Annotated in this window: 14 protein-coding genes and 1 tRNA gene; 10 read left to right on the forward strand and 5 right to left on the reverse strand. The window is 65.2% G+C overall.

The window, feature by feature from the left end:
* Positions 1 to 181 precede the first annotated feature (181 nt).
* Positions 182 to 4,342, forward strand: coding sequence for a DNA-directed RNA polymerase subunit beta (rpoB, locus tag CI805_RS01850; protein WP_260925561.1), 4,161 nt, complete (start codon positions 182 to 184; stop codon positions 4,340 to 4,342).
* A gap of 76 nt (positions 4,343 to 4,418) precedes the next feature.
* Positions 4,419 to 8,708: a DNA-directed RNA polymerase subunit beta' gene (gene rpoC / locus CI805_RS01855; protein WP_260925562.1), complete on the forward strand. Its 4,290-nt coding sequence runs from the start codon at positions 4,419 to 4,421 to the stop codon at positions 8,706 to 8,708.
* Between the two features lie 94 nt (positions 8,709 to 8,802).
* Here the strand turns inward: rpoC and CI805_RS01860 are convergent, their stop codons facing one another.
* From CI805_RS01860 to ispG, 3 genes are all read right to left on the reverse strand, one after another.
* Entirely contained in the window at positions 8,803 to 9,342 is a 540-nt protein-coding gene (locus tag CI805_RS01860; protein WP_260925564.1) for a TIGR02281 family clan AA aspartic protease, read from the reverse strand.
* A gap of 59 nt (positions 9,343 to 9,401) precedes the next feature.
* Positions 9,402 to 9,824, reverse strand: coding sequence for a hypothetical protein (locus CI805_RS01865; RefSeq protein WP_260925566.1), 423 nt, complete (start codon positions 9,822 to 9,824; stop codon positions 9,402 to 9,404).
* A 190-nt stretch (positions 9,825 to 10,014) separates the two neighbouring features.
* Positions 10,015 to 11,154: a flavodoxin-dependent (E)-4-hydroxy-3-methylbut-2-enyl-diphosphate synthase gene (gene ispG, locus CI805_RS01870; protein ID WP_260925573.1), complete on the reverse strand. Its 1,140-nt coding sequence runs from the start codon at positions 11,152 to 11,154 to the stop codon at positions 10,015 to 10,017.
* A gap of 80 nt (positions 11,155 to 11,234) precedes the next feature.
* Here ispG and CI805_RS01875 point away from each other — a divergent pair, with 80 nt between their 5' ends.
* Positions 11,235 to 12,245, forward strand: coding sequence for a zinc transporter ZntB (locus CI805_RS01875; RefSeq protein ID WP_260925575.1), 1,011 nt, complete (start codon positions 11,235 to 11,237; stop codon positions 12,243 to 12,245).
* Positions 12,246 to 12,413: 168 nt separating this feature from the next.
* Here CI805_RS01875 and CI805_RS01880 read toward each other — a convergent pair.
* Positions 12,414 to 12,487: transfer RNA gene (locus CI805_RS01880), tRNA-Gln, on the reverse strand.
* A gap of 475 nt (positions 12,488 to 12,962) precedes the next feature.
* On the opposite strand from CI805_RS01880, the gene CI805_RS01885 reads away from it, so the two are divergent.
* From CI805_RS01885 to CI805_RS01900, 4 genes are all read left to right on the forward strand, one after another.
* Entirely contained in the window at positions 12,963 to 14,156 is a 1,194-nt protein-coding gene (locus CI805_RS01885; RefSeq protein WP_409934917.1) for a Ppx/GppA phosphatase family protein, read from the forward strand.
* The gene (locus tag CI805_RS01890; RefSeq protein ID WP_260925577.1) at positions 14,153 to 14,821 is read left to right on the forward strand and encodes an RlmE family RNA methyltransferase; all 669 of its coding nucleotides are present in this window, start codon (positions 14,153 to 14,155) and stop codon (positions 14,819 to 14,821) included. The genes CI805_RS01885 and CI805_RS01890 overlap by 4 nt, the downstream gene beginning before the upstream one ends.
* Positions 14,818 to 15,375 (forward strand): RBBP9/YdeN family alpha/beta hydrolase, encoded by a 558-nt coding sequence (locus CI805_RS01895; RefSeq protein WP_260925579.1) that lies wholly within the window; start codon positions 14,818 to 14,820, stop codon positions 15,373 to 15,375. Before CI805_RS01890 ends, CI805_RS01895 begins: the two co-directional genes overlap by 4 nt.
* A 165-nt stretch (positions 15,376 to 15,540) precedes the next feature.
* Complete coding sequence (locus CI805_RS01900) at positions 15,541 to 15,879, forward strand: hypothetical protein (protein WP_260925581.1); 339 nt, start codon at positions 15,541 to 15,543, stop codon at positions 15,877 to 15,879.
* 12 nt (positions 15,880 to 15,891) lie between these two features.
* On the opposite strand, the gene CI805_RS01905 is transcribed toward CI805_RS01900, so the two are convergent.
* Positions 15,892 to 16,530, reverse strand: a complete 639-nt coding sequence (locus CI805_RS01905; protein ID WP_260925583.1) for a c-type cytochrome — start codon at positions 16,528 to 16,530, stop codon at positions 15,892 to 15,894.
* 114 nt (positions 16,531 to 16,644) lie between these two features.
* On the opposite strand from CI805_RS01905, the gene CI805_RS01910 reads away from it, so the two are divergent.
* The 3 genes from CI805_RS01910 (at position 16,645) to CI805_RS01920 (ending at position 19,686) form a co-directional block, all read left to right on the forward strand.
* Entirely contained in the window at positions 16,645 to 17,538 is an 894-nt protein-coding gene (locus tag CI805_RS01910; protein WP_260925585.1) for a prephenate dehydratase, read from the forward strand.
* A 104-nt stretch (positions 17,539 to 17,642) separates the two neighbouring features.
* On the forward strand, positions 17,643 to 18,338 hold the full coding sequence (locus tag CI805_RS01915) for a hypothetical protein (RefSeq protein WP_260925587.1): 696 nt from the start codon (positions 17,643 to 17,645) through the stop codon (positions 18,336 to 18,338).
* A 10-nt stretch (positions 18,339 to 18,348) separates the two neighbouring features.
* The gene (locus CI805_RS01920) at positions 18,349 to 19,686 is read left to right on the forward strand and encodes a DUF4350 domain-containing protein (protein WP_260925589.1); all 1,338 of its coding nucleotides are present in this window, start codon (positions 18,349 to 18,351) and stop codon (positions 19,684 to 19,686) included.
* Positions 19,687 to 19,690: the final 4 nt, after the last annotated feature.

The following is a 19,690-nucleotide window of genomic DNA, read 5'->3' on the forward strand; positions in this document are numbered from 1 at the left end:
GGCTGCAGGCCGCGGCATGGGGAAACCCGTGAAAACCGCCGTGCCGTGCGGCCTTTAGGCGTTTCGGTGACGTTCCATTCTTCGGGTGGGGCGACGTCCTCGCAAGACGAAATTCACGATGGCGCGTGCCCGGCGAATCAGCCTGTCGCGCGTCTCAAAAGCGAAGAGGCAAGACCTTCTCATGGCCACCAAGCCTATCGATACTGCGGTGCGTTCCGCCAAGAAGCGCATCCGCAAGATCTTCGGGGACATCCACGAAGTCGTGCAGATGCCCAACCTCATCGAGGTTCAGCGCGAAAGCTACGAGCAGTTCCTGCGCTCGAACCCTGAGACGGGCTACGTCTCGGGTCTCGAAAAGACGCTGCGCTCGGTCTTCCCGATCCGTGACTTCGCCGGCACCAGCGAGCTGGACTTCGTCCACTACGAGCTGGAAGAGCCCAAGTTCGACGTGACCGAGTGCCGCCAGCGCGGCATCACCTATGCAGCCCCGATGAAGGTCACGCTGCGCCTGATCGTGTTCGAAGTCGATGCCGAGACGGAAACCCGCTCGGTCCTCGATATCAAGGAGCAGGACGTCTACATGGGCGACATGCCCCTGATGACGGAGAACGGCACCTTCTTCATCAACGGCACCGAGCGCGTGATCGTCTCGCAGATGCACCGTTCGCCGGGCGTCCTGTTCGACCACGATCGCGGCAAGACCCACGCCTCGGGCAAGTACCTCTTCGCGGCCCGCGTGATCCCGTACCGTGGTTCGTGGCTGGACTTCGAGTTCGACGCCAAGGACATCGTGAACGTGCGTATCGACCGCAAGCGCAAGCTGCCGGTCACCTCGCTGCTCTATTCGCTGGGCCTCGATTCCGAAGCGATCCTCGATCACTTCTACCAGACCGTCACCTGGAAGCGCGGTGAAGGCGGCTGGCGCCTGCCCTACTCGCCCGAAGCCTGGCGCGGTGCGAAGCCGACCTTCGACATCGTCGATGCCAAGTCGGGCGAAGTCGTGTTCGCCGCCGGTACCAAGATCTCCCCGCGCGCTGCCAACAAGGCGCAGAAGGACGGCCTCGAAGAGCTGCTGATCCCGACCGAGGAAATCTTCGGCCGCTACTCGGCTGTCGATCTCATCAACGAGTCGACCGGCCGCATCTACATCGAGGCCGGTGACGAAGTGTCGCCCGAGAACCTCGAAGCGCTGGATCAGGCAGGCATCGACCAGATCGCCCTGCTCGACATCGACGACGTCAACACCGGTCCCTGGATCCGCAACACGATGAAGGCCGACAAGGCCGAGAATCGCGACATGGGTCTGGAAGCGATCTACAAGGTCATGCGTCCGGGCGAGCCGCCGACGAAGGAAACCGCAGAGGCGCTGTTCGGCGGCCTGTTCTTCGACGCCGACCGCTACGACCTCTCGGCCGTGGGCCGCGTCAAGATGAACATGCGCCTCGGCCTCGATGCCGAGGACACCGTGACCACGCTGCGCGTCGAGGACATCCTCGCCGTGGTGAAGGAGCTTGTCGGCCTGAAGGACGGCAAGGGCGAGATCGACGACATCGACAACCTCGGCAACCGCCGCGTGCGTTCGGTGGGCGAGCTGCTGGAAAACCAGTACCGCGTCGGCCTGCTGCGCATGGAGCGCGCCGTGAAGGAGCGCATGTCGTCGGTGGACGTGTCGACGGTCATGCCGAACGACCTCATCAACGCCAAGCCCGCCGTGGCCGCCGTGCGCGAGTTCTTCGGTTCCTCGCAGCTCTCGCAGTTCATGGACCAGACCAACCCGCTGTCGGAAGTCACCCACAAGCGCCGCGTGTCGGCGCTCGGGCCGGGTGGTCTCACCCGTGAGCGCGCCGGCTTCGAAGTCCGCGACGTTCACCCGACCCACTACGGTCGTATCTGCCCGATTGAGACGCCGGAAGGCCCGAACATCGGTCTGATCAACTCGCTCTCGACCTTCGCGCGCGTCAACAAGTACGGCTTCATCGAGACGCCGTACCGCAAGGTTCTCGACGGCAAGGTCAGCGGCGACGTCGTTTACCTGTCGGCGATGGAAGAGCAGAAGCACACCGTCGCGCAGGCTTCGGCCGAACTCAGCGCCGACGGCTCGTTCGTCGAGGAACTCGTCTCGGCTCGCCAGAACGGCGAATTCGTGATGAGCCCGCGCGATCAGGTCACGCTGATGGACGTTTCGCCCAAGCAGCTCGTTTCGGTCGCCGCCTCGCTCATTCCGTTCCTGGAAAACGACGACGCCAACCGCGCCCTCATGGGCTCGAACATGCAGCGTCAGGCCGTGCCGCTCGTCAAGGCCGATGCGCCTTATGTCGGTACCGGCATGGAAGAGACCGTGGCGCGCGATTCGGGCGCTGCGATTGCTGCCAGCCGTGCAGGCGTGGTCGATCAGGTCGACGCCACCCGTATCGTCATCCGCGTCAGCGGTGACATCGAGGCCGGCAAGTCGGGCGTCGACATCTACCGTCTGCAGAAGTTCGAGCGCTCGAACCAGTCGACCTGCATCAACCAGCGTCCGCTGGTGAAGGTGGGCGAAATGGTTCAGGCCGGCACCATCATCGCCGATGGTCCGTCGACCGAGTTCGGCGAACTGGCGCTGGGCCGTAACGTGCTCGTCGCGTTCATGCCCTGGAACGGCTACAACTACGAAGACTCCATCCTGATCTCCGAGCGCATCGTGAAGGACGACGTGTTCACGTCGATCCACATCGACGAGTTCGAGGTCATGGCCCGCGACACCAAGCTGGGGCCCGAGGACATCACCCGCGACATCCCGAACGTTGGCGAGGAAGCCCTGCGCAACCTCGACGAGGCGGGCATCGTCTACGTCGGTGCCGAAGTGCATCCGGGCGACATCCTGGTCGGCAAGATCACCCCGAAGGGCGAAAGCCCGATGACGCCGGAAGAAAAGCTCCTGCGCGCCATCTTCGGTGAAAAGGCCTCGGACGTGCGCGATACCTCGCTGCGTCTGCCGCCGGGCGTTTCGGGCACGATCGTCGATGTTCGCGTGTTCAACCGTCACGGTATCGAGGTCGACGACCGTACCCGCGCGATCCAGAACGAGGAAATCGAACGCCTCGCCAAGGACCGTGAGGACGAGCGTGCGATCCTCAACCGCGCCACCTACAACCGTCTGCGCGACATGCTGCTCGGCCAGACCGCCACGGCAGCTCCCAAGGGCGTCAAGAAGGGCGTGGAGATCACCGACGAGGTGCTCGCCGAAGCCGAGCGTCACGAGTGGTGGAAGTTCGGCGTTGCCGACGACCACATGCAGTCGCAGCTCGAAGCGGTGAAGACCCAGTACGACGCGACCGTCAAGGCGATCCAGGAGAAGTTCGAGGATCGCAAGGAGAAGCTGGAGCGCGGCGACGAGCTGGCTCCGGGCGTGCTCAAGATGGTCAAGGTCTTCGTCGCGGTGAAGCGCAAGCTGCAGCCGGGCGACAAGATGGCCGGCCGTCACGGCAACAAGGGTATCATCAGCCGCATCCTGCCGCTGGAAGACATGCCCTTCCTCGAGGACGGTACGCCTGTCGACTTCGTGATGAACCCGCTGGGTGTGCCTTCGCGCATGAACGTGGGTCAGATCTTCGAGACGCACCTTGGCTGGGCTGCCCGCGGCCTGGGCAAGCGCATCGGTGACGCGCTGGACGCCTGGCGTGCAGCCAACCCGAACCCCGTTGCCGGCCAGCCGCCGGAAGCGGTGCGCGAGATGCTGACCGAGATCTACGGCGAGAACTACGCTGCCGACATCGCCTCGCGCGATGACCAGCAGATCGTCGAGTTCGCCGAGTCCGTCCGCAAGGGCGTGCCGATGGGCTCGCCGGTGTTCGACGGCGCGATCGAGAAGGACGTCTCCGACATGCTCAAGCTGGCGGGTCTGGACGAATCGGGTCAGGTGAACCTGTACGACGGACGCACCGGTGACTGCTTCGACCGCAAGGTCACGGTGGGCATGAAGTACGTCCTGAAGCTGCACCACCTTGTCGACGACAAGATCCACGCGCGTTCGATCGGGCCCTACTCGCTCGTCACCCAGCAGCCGCTGGGCGGTAAGGCGCAGTTCGGTGGCCAGCGCTTCGGTGAGATGGAGGTCTGGGCACTCCAGGCCTACGGCGCGGCGTATACCCTGCAGGAAATGCTGACGGTGAAGTCGGACGACGTGGTCGGCCGCACCAAGGTCTACGAAGCGATCGTCAAGGGCGACGACACCTTCGAGGCCGGCATTCCCGAGAGCTTCAACGTTCTCGTCAAGGAAATGCGCTCGCTGGGCCTCAACGTCGAGCTCACCAGCCACGACGACAACGAGGACGACGACGGCGTCGCCCTGGCGGCGGAGTGAAATTCGGGGCGCTGTCTCCCGAAGACAGCGCTCCTTCACGCCGCATGAAAGAATTCACCCCCAGAGGGACTGAACTATGAACGACCTGACCAAGTTCACCAACCAGATGGCGAAGCCGGAAACCTTCGACCAGATCCAGATCGGTCTGGCGAGCCCCGAGCGTATCCGCTCCTGGTCCTTCGGCGAGATCAAGAAGCCGGAAACCATCAACTACCGCACGTTCAAGCCCGAGCGTGATGGCCTGTTCTGCGCGCGCATCTTCGGTCCCGTGAAGGACTACGAGTGCCTGTGCGGCAAGTACAAGCGCATGAAGTACAAGGGCGTCGTCTGCGAGAAGTGCGGCGTCGAAGTGACCGTGACCAAGGTGCGCCGCGAGCGCATGGGCCACATCGAACTGGCTGCGCCTGTCGCGCACATCTGGTTCCTCAAGTCGCTGCCTTCGCGCATCGGCCTGCTGCTCGACATGCAGCTCAAGCTGCTCGAGCGCGTGCTGTACTTTGAATCGTACATCGTCACCGAGCCGGGCCTGACCCCGCTCGAAAAGTACCAGCTGCTGACCGAGGACGAGCTTCTCGACGCGCAGGACGAGTACGGTGAAGACGCGTTCTCGGCCGGGATCGGCGCCGAGGCCGTCAAGCACATGCTGATGAACCTCGACCTCGAGCAGGAGCGCGCTGACCTCTTGCAGGAGCTTGAGACCACCAAGTCGGAACTGAAGCCGAAGAAGATCATCAAGCGCCTGAAGGTCGTCGAATCGTTCATCGATTCGGGCAACCGTCCGGAGTGGATGATCCTCGAAGTCGTGCCGGTCATCCCGCCAGAGCTGCGCCCGCTGGTGCCGCTGGACGGTGGCCGCTTCGCGACCTCGGACCTCAACGACCTGTACCGCCGCGTCATCAACCGCAACAACCGCCTCAAGCGCCTGATGGAGCTGCGCGCGCCCGACATCATCGTACGCAACGAAAAGCGCATGCTGCAGGAAGCGGTCGACGCGCTGTTCGACAACGGCCGCCGTGGCCGCGTGATCACCGGTGCCAACAAGCGTCCGCTCAAGTCGCTGTCCGACATGCTCAAGGGCAAGCAGGGCCGCTTCCGCCAGAACCTTCTGGGCAAGCGCGTCGACTATTCGGGCCGTTCGGTCATCGTGACCGGCCCTGAGCTCAAGCTGCACCAGTGCGGTCTTCCCAAGAAGATGGCGCTCGAGCTGTTCAAGCCGTTCATCTACGCCCGTCTGGACGCCAAGGGTCTCTCGATGACCCTGAAGCAGGCCAAGAAGTGGGTCGAGAAGGAGCGCAAGGAAGTCTGGGACATCCTCGACGAGGTGATCCGCGAGCACCCGGTCATGCTGAACCGCGCGCCCACGCTCCACCGTCTGGGCATCCAGGCGTTCGAGCCGGTCCTCATCGAAGGCAAGGCGATCCAGCTGCACCCGCTCGTCTGCTCGGCCTTCAACGCCGACTTCGACGGTGACCAGATGGCCGTCCACGTCCCGCTCTCGCTGGAAGCCCAGCTGGAAGCGCGCGTGCTGATGATGTCGACCAACAACATCCTCTCGCCCGCCAACGGCAAGCCGATCATCGTGCCGTCGCAGGACATGGTTCTGGGTCTCTACTACCTGACCATGGACCGCACCGGCGATCCGGGCGATGGCATGAAGTTCGCCGACATGGCCGAAGTCCATCAGGCGCTGCACGTCGGCGCCGTGACGCTGCACTCGAAGATCGAGGCCCGCGTGCCGCAGACCGACGAGAACGGCGAGCAGTACATGAAGCGCTTCGAGACCACGCCGGGTCGCATGCTGCTGGGCGAATGCCTGCCCAAGTCGCACACCGTGCCGTTCGACGTCGTCAACAAGCTGCTGACGAAGAAGGACATCGGCGAGGTTATCGACCAGGTCTATCGTCACACCGGCCAGAAGGACACGGTGCTGTTCGCGGACGCCATCATGTCGCTGGGCTTCCGCCACGCGTTCCGTGCGGGCATCTCGTTCGGCAAGGACGACATGATCATTCCGGACAGCAAGGAAGCGCTGGTCGGCGAGACCAAGGAACTGGTGGCTGACTACGAGCAGCAGTACCAGGACGGTCTGATCACCCAGCAGGAAAAGTACAACAAGGTGATCGATGCCTGGAGCCGCTGCGGCGACCAGGTGGCGAACGCCATGATGGAAGAGCTGAAGGCGCAGCCGATCGACCCGGAAACGGGCCGCATGGCGCAGATCAACTCGATCTACATGATGAGCCACTCGGGTGCGCGTGGTTCTCCGGCGCAGATGAAGCAGCTGGGCGGTATGCGCGGCCTGATGGCCAAGCCTTCGGGCGAGATCATCGAGACGCCGATTATCTCGAACTTCAAGGAAGGTCTGACCGTTCTTGAATACTTCAACTCGACCCACGGCGCCCGTAAGGGTCTGGCCGATACCGCGCTCAAGACGGCGAACTCGGGTTACCTGACCCGCCGTCTGGTCGACGTATCGCAGGACTGCGTCGTCGTGATCGAGGACTGCGGCACCGAACGCGCGCTGGAAATGCGCTCGATCGTGCAGGGCGGTTCGGTGATCGCCTCGCTGGGCGAGCGTATCCTGGGCCGTACCCTGGCCGAGGACATGCTGGCCAAGGACGGCAGCGTCGTTGCCGCCAAGGGCCAGCTCCTCGACGAGGCCGCCGTGGCCGCGATCGAGGCGACCGGCGCTCAGGCCGCCCGCATCCGCTCGCCGCTGGTCTGCGAAGCGACCCAGGGCGTCTGCGGCAAGTGCTACGGCCGTGACCTTGCCCGCGGTACGCCGGTGAACATCGGTGAAGCTGTCGGCGTCATCGCCGCGCAGTCGATCGGTGAGCCGGGCACCCAGCTGACCATGCGTACCTTCCATATCGGTGGTGCGGCGCAGCTCAACGAAACCTCGCACCTCGAATCGCTGTGCGACGGTACGGTCGAGTATCGCGACATCCCGACGATCGTCGACAAGCGCGGTCGTCGCCTGTCGCTCGCCCGCAACGGCGAAGTCGTGGTCTTCGACACCGAAGGTCGCGAACGTGCGATCAGCCGCGTGCCTTACGGTACGGTGCTGCTCCACACCAGCGGCGCGAAGGTGAAGGAAGGCGAACGCCTGGCAGAGTGGGACCCGTTCACCCTGCCGATCATCACCGAAACCGCCGGTGTCGTGAAGTATCAGGACCTGATCGACCAGCGCACGCTGACCGAGCATGTCGACGATGCCACCGGCATGTCCAGCCGTGTCGTCACCGAGGACCGTTCGAACCGTTCGAAGAAGAAGGAGGACCTGCGTCCGCGCATCACCCTTCTCGACGACGCCTCGGGTGAATCGGCGCGCTACATGCTGGCACCGGGCACCACGCTCTCGGTCGAGGACGGCCAGACGATCGAAGCGGGCGACATCATCGCGCGTGCTTCGCGCGAAGCTGCCAAGACCCGCGACATCACCGGTGGTCTGCCGCGCGTTGCCGAGCTGTTCGAGGCCCGCAAGCCGAAGGACAACTCGATCATCGCCAAGGTTTCGGGCCGCATCGAGTTCGTCCGCGACTACAAGGCCAAGCGCAAGATCGCGATCATTCCGGAAGAGGGTGATCCGATCGAGTACCTGATCCCCAAGAGCCGCGTGATCGACGTTCAGGAAGGCGACTTCGTCAAGAAGGGCGACAACCTGATCTCGGGTTCGCCCGATCCGCACGACATTCTGGAGGTTCTCGGCGTCGAGGCCCTGGCGGAATACCTCGTCGCGGAAATCCAGGAAGTCTACCGCTTGCAGGGCGTGAAGATCAACGACAAGCACATTGAGACGATCGTTCGTCAGATGCTGCAGAAGGTCGAGATCACGGCGGGTGGCGACACCACGCTGCTGCCGGGCGAGCAGGTCGACTACGAGGAAATGAACGAGATCAACAGCAAGCTTCCCGAGGGCAAGGTTCCCGCGGAAGGCAAGCCGGTGCTGCTGGGCATCACCAAGGCCTCGCTGCAGACCCGTTCGTTCATCTCGGCAGCCTCGTTCCAGGAGACCACCCGCGTGCTCACGCAGGCGGCCGTGGAAGGCAAGAAGGACTCGCTGATCGGTCTCAAGGAGAACGTCATCGTCGGTCGCCTCATCCCCGCCGGTACCGGCGCGGGCATGAACCGCGTCCGCGTGGCCGCCTCCAGCCGCGACGCGGCGCTGCGCGCGGCTACCCGCCGCATGCAGGAGGCGCTCATCGCCGCCAACACAGCGGAAGAAGAACATGCCGCTGAACTGGCGCAGGGCCCCGAAGCCGCTCTCGGCAACGACCCGCTTGCGTCGGTCGAAGGCCCCACCCACGGCACCGACGCCGATGCCGGTGACTACCTGCTGAAAGGCGACGACGACGCAGCCGAGTAAGCTGCATCGTCTCCCCTGACGGGAAGCCAACAAAAAGCCCCGCCGGAGCGATCCGGCGGGGCTTTTTCGTATCTGGAAGGCTTCGGGATGCCGGTCAGCTGCCGCCCAGTTCCATCCGGTCGCCATCGATATGCACGTTGCCCAGCTTCTCCAGCGCCGACTGGCCGAGCAGCGAGACCGGCAGACCTTCGGGCACGATCACCGCTCCGATCCCCCGCGCGGACGCGGTGCCCAGCTCCACCCGGTCGAGCGTGACCGGCACCCCATAGACGGTGCCGCTGGCGCCCTTCCCGATCGCGCGCACGTCACTGTCGCTCCACGACAATCCAAGCCCGCGCGCATCGTCCCCGGTCAGCGCCACCACGCTGGCGCCGGTATCGACCAGCATATGCACCGGCTGCCCGTTGAGCGTCGCATCGGCGTAGAAATGCCCATCGGGCGCACGGGTGAGCGTGGTGCCATCGCCGCCCCACCCGGCGGCTGCCTGAGCGGGTGGCTGCGTAGTCGCGAGGTCTGATGTTGGGGAAGCGCTCGACAGGGCCTCAGGCGCGCTCGCGCCGCCCTTGAGGCCGGGCGCCAGCCAGACGATCACGCCAAGACTGGCGACCAGTACGAGGATGGGGGCAATGCGCATGCCCGCAAAGCTACGCGCGAGGGTTTAAGCGGCGGTAAACCGGGGAAGGAAGCCCTTCCTCACCTGCCACGCCAACGCAAAGGGGGGAGGAATCGAGGAAACCGCCCGCACTTTGACGCCACGGTAAATTCGGGTTCGCCCCATTCGAAACGCCACTTGTCATGCTTGAAGCCGCAAATCTGCTGGGCGACCTGGGATGGAACGTCAGACATGTAATCTACCTGATCGTCGTCCGCCTGCGCCACCAGAGCCGCATCGCGCAGCGCCACGTAATCCTGCGGCGGCTCTCCCTCGACCAAAAGGTGGTCGAGCCCCTCCTCTGCGATATGAGTAAGCGCCCAGCGCATCTCACCCCGATCGAAGTACATCGCTGTCGTGACCATGATGCCTTCATGCACACGACAGCCGAGCAGAGGCCTGTCCCGTGAAAATTCGGCAAGGCGCGCAGGTCCAGCGAACTCGAAATCGTTCGACCAAAGCACTGTCCATCCCGTGGGCAGTACGGCGCAGGAAAACGGCGCCTGTTAGCCTCGTCCGCTTCGCCGGTATCTTCCAGATCGAACAGCTTCAGGAAATCGACCTTGACCATTCCCTGTGCCGCGATCCACGAAATCCTGAAGCCCACAGCCCTTCTCCGATGCCGTAAAACAGCGACGTGGCTGCGACAGCCCCCTACTCCGCCGCCTGCGCGCTCGCCAGCGCGGCTGCCTCTTCGGCGGCTTCCATCTCGGCGGCCTTGGTCTCCACCAGCGAGACGATATGCTCCAGCATGGCTTCGTCGTTCACGGTGTGGTCGGTCACGCCCGACAGGTACACCATGTGCTTGCCGTTGCCGCCGCCGGTCAGCCCGATATCGGTCTCGCGCGCCTCGCCGGGGCCGTTGACCACGCAGCCGAGCACCGAGAGCGAAATCGGCGTCTTGATGTGCTGGAGGCGCGATTCGAGCGCTTCCACCGTTCGGATCACGTCGAAACCCTGTCGCGCGCAGCTGGGGCACGAGACAACGCGAACGCCGCGCGTGCGCAGGCCCAGCGTCTTGAGCATCTCGAAGCCGACGCGCACTTCCTCTTCCGGCTCTGCCGAAAGCGAGACGCGCAAGGTATCGCCGATTCCCGACCACAGCAGCATGCCCATGCCGATCGAGGACTTCACGGTGCCGCCGATCAGCCCGCCCGCCTCGGTGATGCCCAGATGCAGCGGGCAGTCCACCGCGTCCGCCAGCCCCTGATAGGCGGCGACCGCCAGGAACACGTCGGAGGCCTTCACCGCCACCTTGAACTCGTGGAAATCGTGGTCCTGCAACAGCTTGATATGATCGAGCGCGGATTCGACCAGCGCCTCGGGGCAGGGCTCGCCGTATTTTTCGAGCAGGTCGCGCTCAAGGCTGCCCGCGTTCACGCCGATGCGGATCGCACAGCCGTTGGCTTTGGCGGCGCGCACCACTTCGGCCACGCGCTCGGCCGAGCCGATGTTGCCGGGATTGATGCGCAGGCACGCCGCGCCCGCGTCCGCCGCTTCGAGCGCACGCTTGTAGTGGAAATGGATGTCCGCGATCAGCGGGACCCGTGCCGCCTTGGCGATCTGGCGAAAGGCGGTGGTGCTCTCCACGTCTGGGCACGAGACACGGATCAGGTCCGCGCCCGCATCCTCGCAGCGACGGATCTGGTCGATCGTCGCCACCGCATCGGTGGTGGGCGTGTTGGTCATGGTCTGGACCGTGATCGGGGCGTCGCCGCCGACGGGAACGCTGCCGACCATGATCTGGCGGCTCTTGCGGCGCTCGATATCGCGCCAGGGACGTACGGATGACATGCGCCCCCTATAGGCCCTTGGCGTGACGGTTTGAAGCACGATTGATTGAGGAGGCGCGCAATTTGCGGCATGGCGGGCGCATGTTCGACATGACTCTTGCTGACGACGACCATGGCGCCCTGCCCCTGCTGTTCGGGCGCGTGCTCGATGGCGAAGGCGGCGGACGCCCGCTGAACTGGGAAGAGGTCCAGCACTGGCGCCCCGGCGTGGAGGGCGAGACCTTGTGGATTCACCTGCTGCGCACGCATCCCGGCGTCGCCCACTGGCTGGAGCACACGCTGGGCGTCTCGGAGCCGACCGCCGAACTGCTCACCAGCGATTCGACGCGCCCGCGCGCCTTTCGCGAAGGCGATGCGCTGGTGGCGACGCTGCGGGGCATCAACTTCAACTCCGGCGCCGAGCCCGAGGACATGCTCTCGATGCAGCTGTGGAGCGACGGCAAGCGCGTAGTCACGCTGCGCCGCCTGCCGCTCCAGACCCCGCGCATGGCCTGCAACGATCTCGATGCCGGGCGTGGGGCAGTCGATGCGGGCGCGCTCGTCACCCAGTTGACCGAACACCTGGTGGACCGCATGAGCCACTCGATCATCGACATGAACGAGGTGATCGATGAGATGGAAGATACCCCGGTCGATCAGGACACCGACGGGCTGCTCGACAAGATCGCCAGCATCCGGCGCAACTGCCTTGCGCTCAAGCGCCACATGTCGCCCCAACACGAGGCGCTTCAGGCCATCGCCAACGGCGCGCCTGCATGGTTCGAGCAGCATGACCGGCGCGAGATCGCCGAGACCATCGCCCGCCTGCGCCGCTATCTCGACGATCTGGACATCAGCAAGGAAAGCGCGGTCGTCCTGCAAGACGACATCCGCGCCCGCGCCGCCGCCAACTCGCAGAAGACGCAGTATCTGCTGGCGATCATGGCGGGCATCTTCCTGCCGCTGAGTTTCCTGACCGGCCTGCTCGGCATCAACGTCAGCGACATTCCGCTGGCGCATGAAGGCGATCACGGGTTCTGGGTGATCTGCGGGCTGTGCGTGGCGCTGCTCGGACTGGAACTGGCGATCCTGCGCAAGCTGAAGTGGTTCTGAACCAAGCGCAGGGACCAGATAATCCCATAAGGCTGCGCCCCCGCAGCATACCCCGGACCAAACGTGACGCGGCGCGATCAGCTGGCGCGGAACCGCGCGCATGTCCACGCCGGACGAACAGCCTTCAGGCTAGGCCCCGTAGCTTTTTATCAGCGATGTGGGAGAGATTGGATGCCCCGCGAGGATTCGAACCTCGATAGACGGAATCAGAATCCGTAGTCTTACCATTAGACGACGGGGCATCGGAGGAGCCGCCCTCTAGGCGGGCTCGTGATTCGGGTCAAGTCGTCTTTTTCATATTCTGGCGATGAACTTGCGCGATGTCCCGCAGCCGTCTAGCATCGTCCCACATTATCCGCCCAAGAGGCGGTCACGATTACAGACGAGATTGATACGATGGCGGAGCACGATCCGCCGGCAGCGAAAGTCGATGTGTCCGGGCGCAGTTCCAAGCGTCGCCGGACGCGCAAGGGTAGAGGCCGCAGGGGCGCAACGCGCACCGCAGGCCCAGGCAAGCCAGCTTCCAACGCGGAACCGCAAGGTATTTCAGCGCAGGAAGCCCGCGAAACTCCGCAAGGAGACACCGCGCGTGCAGGCCGCTCCCGCAAGACCAACGCCGAGCCGCGCGAAGACAAGGCAGGAAATCGCAAACGGCCTCCGCGTGACGCAGGCCGGGAGGACGCCCGTGAATCCGGTGGGCGTACAAAGCGCGGGCGAGTGGGCGAAGGCCGATCTTCTCCGTCACGTCGCGGTGGCAGGCCGGATACCGGAAGGTCGGACGCCAACAAGTCGGAAACCGGCAGACAGGACGCTTCGGCGCTTGCCGCATCCTCTCCCGCTCGCGTACCGGGCGGCGGCGGTCGGCAGGCCTATGCCGCCATCGATCTTGGCACCAACAACTGCCGCCTGCTGATCGCGCGTCCTTCGGGCGAGAACTTCACGGTGATCGACGCTTTCAGCCGGGTCGTCAGACTGGGCGAGGGGCTGGCGCAGAGCGGGGAACTGTCTGAAGCGGCAATGGACCGCACGCTGGCCGCCCTCAAGGTCTGTGCCGACAAGCTGATGCGCCGCAACGTCTATCTCGCCCGCTCGGTGGCGACCGAGGCGTGTCGCCGTGCGAGCAACGGGCGCGCCTTCATCGAACGCGTGCGCGCCGAGACCGGCATCCAGCTCGACATCATCAGCGCGCGCGAGGAAGCACGCCTTGCCGTGCTGGGCTGCCATGTCCTGCTGGAAGAGGGCATGGGGCCCGCGATGATCTTCGATATCGGTGGCGGTTCGACCGAACTGGTGCTGATCGAGAGCACCGACACCGTGCCGCGCATCCTCGATTGGCAGTCGGTCCCCTGGGGCGTCGTTTCGCTGACCGAAAGCTGCGAGGGCGAGGGGCAGACCCCCGAAGACCGCCTGCGTCGCTATACCCGCATGCGCGAAATCGTGGCCGAGAGTTTCTCGGGCTTCAATCGCCGCATTGCACCGGCACGGGAGGGCGCTGCCGAAGGCGGGCCGCTGCGCCTGCTCGGCACCAGCGGCACGGTGACGACGCTCGCCAGCCTGCATCTGGAACTGGCGCAGTACGATCGCCGCATGGTCGATGGGCTGGTGGTTCCGGCCGAATCGATGCGGGCGATCTGCTCGCGCCTGTCGACCATGCCCATCGAGGAACGGCGCGAGTTGAACTGCATCGGCCGCGAGCGCGCCGATCTGGTGGTGGCGGGCTGCGCGATTCTCGATACCATCCTCGACCTCTGGCCTGCCGCAAGGCTGGGCGTGGCCGATCGCGGCATTCGCGAGGGCATCCTGCGCAGCCTGATGGCCGCGCATGGTCCCGGCACCGATTACGGCGCTTCCCTTTCGGCAGGCGCCCCGAACATTTCACAGGAGGCATCGGCCCCGATGAGCAAGTCATGACCCGGTCCGGCCGCGATCCCAAGGAGCGGTTGCGCACGGCCAAGAAGCGCACCACCAGTTCGGCCCGCTGGCTCACCCGCCAGTTGAACGACCCTTACGTCAAGCAGGCCAAGGCCGATGGCTATCGCAGCCGCGCGGCCTACAAGCTGGTCGAACTGGACGAGAAGTTCGGCCTGCTGAAAGGCTGCGAACGCGTGGTCGACCTCGGCATCGCGCCGGGGGGCTGGAGTCAGGTGGTTCGCATGAAGAGCCCCAAGGCGAAAGTCGTGGGCATCGATTTGCTGCCGACCGACCCGATCGAGGGCGTCACCATCTTCGAGATGGACTTCATGGCGGACGAGGCCCCGGCGGCTCTAGAAGGCGCGCTGGATGGTCCGCCCGACCTTGTGCTGTCGGACATGGCGGCGAACACGGTGGGCCACAAGCAGACCGACCACTTGCGCACGATGGGGCTGGTCGAGACGGCGGCGGATTTCGCGATCCAGTATCTGGCGCCCGGCGGCACGTTCGTTGCCAAGGTCTTTGCCGGTGGCACCGATACTGAACTGCTCACGATCCTGAAGCGCAACTTCGCCAGCGTGAAGCATGCCAAGCCGCCTGCGAGCCGCAAGGATTCCTCGGAATGGTACGTGATCGCCAAGGGCTTCAAGGGCCGCGCAGCGTGAGCCTTCTGCCGGACTTTCCCGACCTGCCGCTGCTGGTGTTGCCCGGCTATGGCGGGTCCGGTCCGGCCCACTGGCAATCGCACTGGCAGGCGCTCGACCCGGCGATCCGTCGCTTTGCGCCGCCCAGTTGGGACGCGCCGAAGCTGGAGGAGTGGATTGCCGCGCTTAACGAGGCGGTTGCCGGGTTTGACCACCCCTGTCTGCTGATTGCGCACAGCCTTGCCTGTCCGCTCGTCGCGCACTGGAGCCAGCGCCCGCATGCACCGGTGGCGGGTGCGTTTCTGGTTGCCCCGCCGGATACGTCAGCCCCGCGCTTCCCGGTAGAGGCCGCCGAGTTCAAGGATGCGCCCGATCTGTCGCTGGGATTCCCGGCGATGCTGCTCGCCAGCCGTGACGATCCTTACGCCTCGCTCGACCATGCCCGCGAGCGGGCATCGCGCTGGGGTGCCGAGTTCGTCGATGCGGGTACGCTCGGCCACATCAATGCCGACAGCGCGCTGGGCGACTGGCCACAAGGGCGGGCTTTGCTGGAGCGTTTTGTCGTAGGGATCTAAGGGCTGTTTGTGGGAATCCGGCCTTTTGTCGGACTCCACGCTATTCGAGTTGTCAGAAAAACCGGAAAGCCTCAGTATTGGGCGATGGCGCAATACCCCCCGTCCCGATACAGGCTGCTGAAGCAGTCATTGCTTGCGCATGGTCTCGGATTGCTGGCTGTCGGGATGATCGGTTCGCGTGGCATAGACCTGCTCGCAGCGGGCGCTGCCTTTTTGATCGGCGCGATGCTGTCCCTGCCATGGCTGGGCCTACTGCTGTTGGTTATCTGGCGGGCAGGGCGATGGCTGGACGCGCATGTCCTGGTCTTCACTATTGCCGGACCACCGATCGTTTGTGCCAGTTGGTACTTGTTGGTCGGCTGGGAAATGCTGGATGTGGTGGCAACTACGACCGCCGTTTCGTCCGGGGCCATCCTGATTTATCGCGCACTGCGCCTCGTCTGGCCAAAGCTGGTCGGCACGCAGGCGGATAGCGAAGTGGTAACAGGCAAGCCAATTCCCTGAAACGCCGCCCCATCACGGCCTGCTTGCCTCCGGTTTTGCGTCCGCCGCATCGCTGGCCCCGTCCGAAGGCGCATCGCTACTCGCGCCAGTCGCTCCCGCATCCGCTTTCGCGCCTTCCTTGGGTGGCGGGGGGAGTGGCAGGTTGGAGCCTTGTGAATTGAGGTAGACTATCACGTTCGCGCGGTCCTCGGCGCTGGAAAGCCCTGCGAAGGTCATCTTGGTGCCGGGCGCGAAGGCCTTGGGGCTTTTCAGCCAGTCGTTGAGCTTGTCGAACGTCCAGGTGCCGCCGACCTTCTTGATCGCATCGGAGAAGGCAAAGCCGCCCACGCCCTGACCGATCGCCTCGCCCACCACGCCGTGCAGGTTGGGGCCGATGCTGTTGCCGCCGCCGGGCGTGATCGTGTGGCACGAGGCGCATTTGGCAAAGGTCGACTGCCCCTTGGCGGGATCGGCAGCGGCGAGCAGCGTTGCCAGCGGCACTTCCGCCGCGCCTTCGCCTTCCTCGACGACGCCCGCGATCGCATAGCCCATTACTTTGGGCCGTTCGGGCTTGTCGGCATGGAAATAGCGATCGCTCACGGCGTTGAGGCCCAGCCCGACGATTCCGGCGAGCAGCGTCCATCCCGCAATGGTGTTGAAACGGTCGTCCATCAGAACCCCGCCTGTTCAGTTATTCCTCTCCGTTGGCAAGGGTGTACGGGGGGGCGGTCGGGCGTGCAAGAGAGATTGCGCCGGGAACGGCGGGGCATTAAGCGCGCAGTCGTCATGCATTCCTATCCTCAGCCCGCTCTGGCGCTTGTCGCCGACATGGAAGCCGCCGCCGCTACCGATCCCGCCCGCGCCATGGCGCTGCAGGGCGCGCCCGGCTGCAACGGCCATCGCGCTGCGCTCGAATACGATCCGCAGTGCCTGCCGCTGCCATGCTTCAGCTTCGAGGATGCGCTGGATGCGGTGAAGGAAGGCCGCGCCGCGCGCGCGCTGATCCCGATCGAGAATTCGCAGCACGGGCGCGTGGCCGATATCCACTTCCTGCTGCCCGAAAGCGGGCTCTACATCACTGGCGAATACTTCCTCCCGATCTCCTATGCGCTGATGGCGCTGTCGGACGGGCCGTTCTCGGCCGCCTATAGCCACCCGCAGGCGCTGGGCCAGACGCGGCACTATCTGCGCAATCGCGGGATCGTGCCGATGGCCTATGCCGATACCGCAGGCGCCGCTGCCTACGTCAAGGAGATGGGCGATCCCAAGGCCTGCGCGATCTCGCCGCGCATCGCTGCCGAACTCTATGGCCTCAAGATCCTCGACGAGGGGATCGAGGACGCGGCGGACAACACCACGCGCTTCGTCGCCCTGGCGAACAAGCCGCTCGATGCCGCCGAACTGGTGGGTGTTCCGGCGATGACCACGCTGGTCTTCGAGGTGCGCAACGTACCCGCCGCGCTTTACAAGGCGCTGGGCGGCATGGCGACCAACGGCATCAACATGACCAAGCTGGAAAGCTACCAGAAGGGCGCCAGCTTCTCGGCGACGCGGTTCTATGCCGATATCGTCGGCGCGCCGGGCGAGGCTGCCGTCGATCTGGCGCTGGAGGAACTGGCGTTCCACTGCAAGGATTTGCGCATTCTGGGCACGTACCCGCAGGCACGCGTCCGGGGCTGATCGCTGGCCCTTTTCCTGGCGATGATCCGCCGGCGGGGAGGGTGACGGAATTGTCATGATCGCAGCGGCTTGCGCCCTGTCGCGGGCCGTGCGATCACCCTTGTGTGACGACAAGCGGGGGCCAGATTTCGGGACAACAGGCGGCAGGCGATGCCGCCCGCGCATGGCAATCCGTGCGCGACAACACCGACCTGCAATTCACTCCGCTCCCCCCGATCGCGAAGACGCAGCACAACACGCCCGCATGGCTGGAATGGCTGATGCGGCAGCTGGAGAGCCTGTTCGCGCCGATCGGTCGGCTGATCGAGGCGATATTCGCCCCCCTTGCCCGACTTCTCGGCATGTCCTGGCCTGCGTTCAAGTGGCTGCTGATCGGGCTTGCCGCGCTGCTTGCCGCCTTCATCCTGTGGCAGATCGCCAGGGGCATCTTCGAGCGCCGCCGCAAGGGGGGCGCGCCTGAGGCCGATGTCTGGACACCCGATCAGGCCGAAGCCGAGGCGCTGCTCTCCGATGCCGAGAAACTCGCCGCCGAAGGGCGCTTTGCCGAGGCCGTGCATCTTCTCCTGCGCCGCAGCGTCCAGCAGATCGCGCGCAGTCGCCCGCAATGGATCGCCCCTGCCAATACCGCGCGCGAGATCGCCGCATTGCCGATGCTGCCCGAGGGCGGTCGCCGCGCTTTCGGCGAAATCGCGCGCCGCGTCGAGCGCAGCCGCTATGCCCTGCGCAATCTGAACGATGATGACTGGCAGGCGGCCCGTGCCGCCTATGCCGATTTTGCGCGTGTAGGCCTGCCGTCATGATGGAGGCATCATGAGAAGCGCTGCGCTGCACGCCGCGCCGGTTCCGGTAGGCGCCGATCCCTTCTCGCGCCGCGCGGTATTTCTGCTGCTGGGGCTCGGCACCGCGCTGTTCGTGCTGCTGCTCTGGCTGGTCGGGACGGGGCTTGGCTCGGGCTCGACCAACGATGGGCAGGCGCACGTCGGAGGACGCGGGCTCAACGGCTATGCGGCGATGGCGCAATATCTGGAAGCGCGCGGCTACACCGTGGTGCGCAGCCAGAACAAGGGCGACCTCGCCAAGCCCGGCCTGCTGGTGCTGACCCCGCCCGCCGATGCCAAGGGCAAGGACATCGACAAGATCGTCGCACAGCGCCGTCATATTGGCCCCACGCTGATCATCGCGCCCAAATGGCAGGCGATGGAGGCGCGCAAGATGCAGGGCGGCTGGCGCATCAAGCGCGGCTGGGTTCGCCTTGGCGGTGTCGGCCTGCCGCAGTGGGATGGCTTCCTCGACCAGATCGGCGTCGAACTGAACCCGGCAAGGCCTGGCGCTCGCTGGAGCGCGAAGAACCTTTCCGCGCCGCTTGCCGCCCCTCGCGTGGTGGAATCGGGCGCCGGTACGGGCCTCGTCCGGCTGGTCGCCGGAGCCGGTGATCGGTACACGCTGGCGGGCTTCATGGACGATGGCGGTTCGTGGCCCGGCCTCGAAGCGATGGCCCTCGACCGCGTGCTGCATTCGGGCGAGGCGAAGGGCCTGCAACCCGTCGTGCTCGTGTTCGAGCCGGACCTGCTCGATAATTACGGTTTCGCGCATGTCCAGAACGCCCAACTGGCCGAAGCTCTGGTGCGGGCCAGCGGGGTAGCGCCGGGCGGCACGATCACGTTCGACATGACGCTCAACGGCTATGGGCGCACGCAGAACCTGCTGACGCTGGCGTTCGAGCCGCCGTTCCTCGCCGCCACGCTCTGCCTGCTGATGGCGGCCGGGCTGATCGGATGGCGCGCGCTGTTGCGCTTCGGCCCGCCGCTGACCGCCGCGCGCCCGCTCGCATTCGGCAAGCGGGCGCTGGTGGTGAATACGGCAGGGATGATCCGCCGCTCGCGCCGCCTGCACCTGCTGGGCAGGCCTTATGCCGAGCGGATGCGCCGCCGCCTTGCCAACGACCTTGGCCTGCGCCTCGCCGATCCGGCCACGACCGATGCGATGATCGATGCCGCGCTGGTCGCGAAAGGCGCTGCGGACGGCGGGCAGGCCTCCGATACGCCCTTTTCCGATGCCGTAGCCCGCCTTGAAGGCGCGCGCGGCGATCATGCCATCCTCAGCGCCGCGCGCGCGATCCACGCGCTCGAAAGGACGATCCTGCGATGACCAA

The organism is Novosphingobium sp. 9, from assembly GCF_025340265.1.
Lineage (GTDB): Bacteria > Pseudomonadota > Alphaproteobacteria > Sphingomonadales > Sphingomonadaceae > Novosphingobium.

Coding starts and splice junctions, on each gene's coding strand:
- rpoB (WP_260925561.1), top strand. CDS start 182: ATGGCCACCAAGCCTATCGATACTGCGGTGCGTTCCGCCAAGAAGCGC.
- rpoC (WP_260925562.1), top strand. CDS start 4,419: ATGAACGACCTGACCAAGTTCACCAACCAGATGGCGAAGCCGGAAACC.
- CI805_RS01860 (WP_260925564.1), bottom strand. CDS start 9,342: ATGCGCATTGCCCCCATCCTCGTACTGGTCGCCAGTCTTGGCGTGATC.
- ispG (WP_260925573.1), bottom strand. CDS start 11,154: ATGTCATCCGTACGTCCCTGGCGCGATATCGAGCGCCGCAAGAGCCGC.
- CI805_RS01875 (WP_260925575.1), top strand. CDS start 11,235: ATGTTCGACATGACTCTTGCTGACGACGACCATGGCGCCCTGCCCCTG.
- CI805_RS01890 (WP_260925577.1), top strand. CDS start 14,153: ATGACCCGGTCCGGCCGCGATCCCAAGGAGCGGTTGCGCACGGCCAAG.
- CI805_RS01900 (WP_260925581.1), top strand. CDS start 15,541: ATGATCGGTTCGCGTGGCATAGACCTGCTCGCAGCGGGCGCTGCCTTT.
- CI805_RS01905 (WP_260925583.1), bottom strand. CDS start 16,530: ATGGACGACCGTTTCAACACCATTGCGGGATGGACGCTGCTCGCCGGA.
- CI805_RS01910 (WP_260925585.1), top strand. CDS start 16,645: ATGCATTCCTATCCTCAGCCCGCTCTGGCGCTTGTCGCCGACATGGAA.
- CI805_RS01920 (WP_260925589.1), top strand. CDS start 18,349: ATGAGAAGCGCTGCGCTGCACGCCGCGCCGGTTCCGGTAGGCGCCGAT.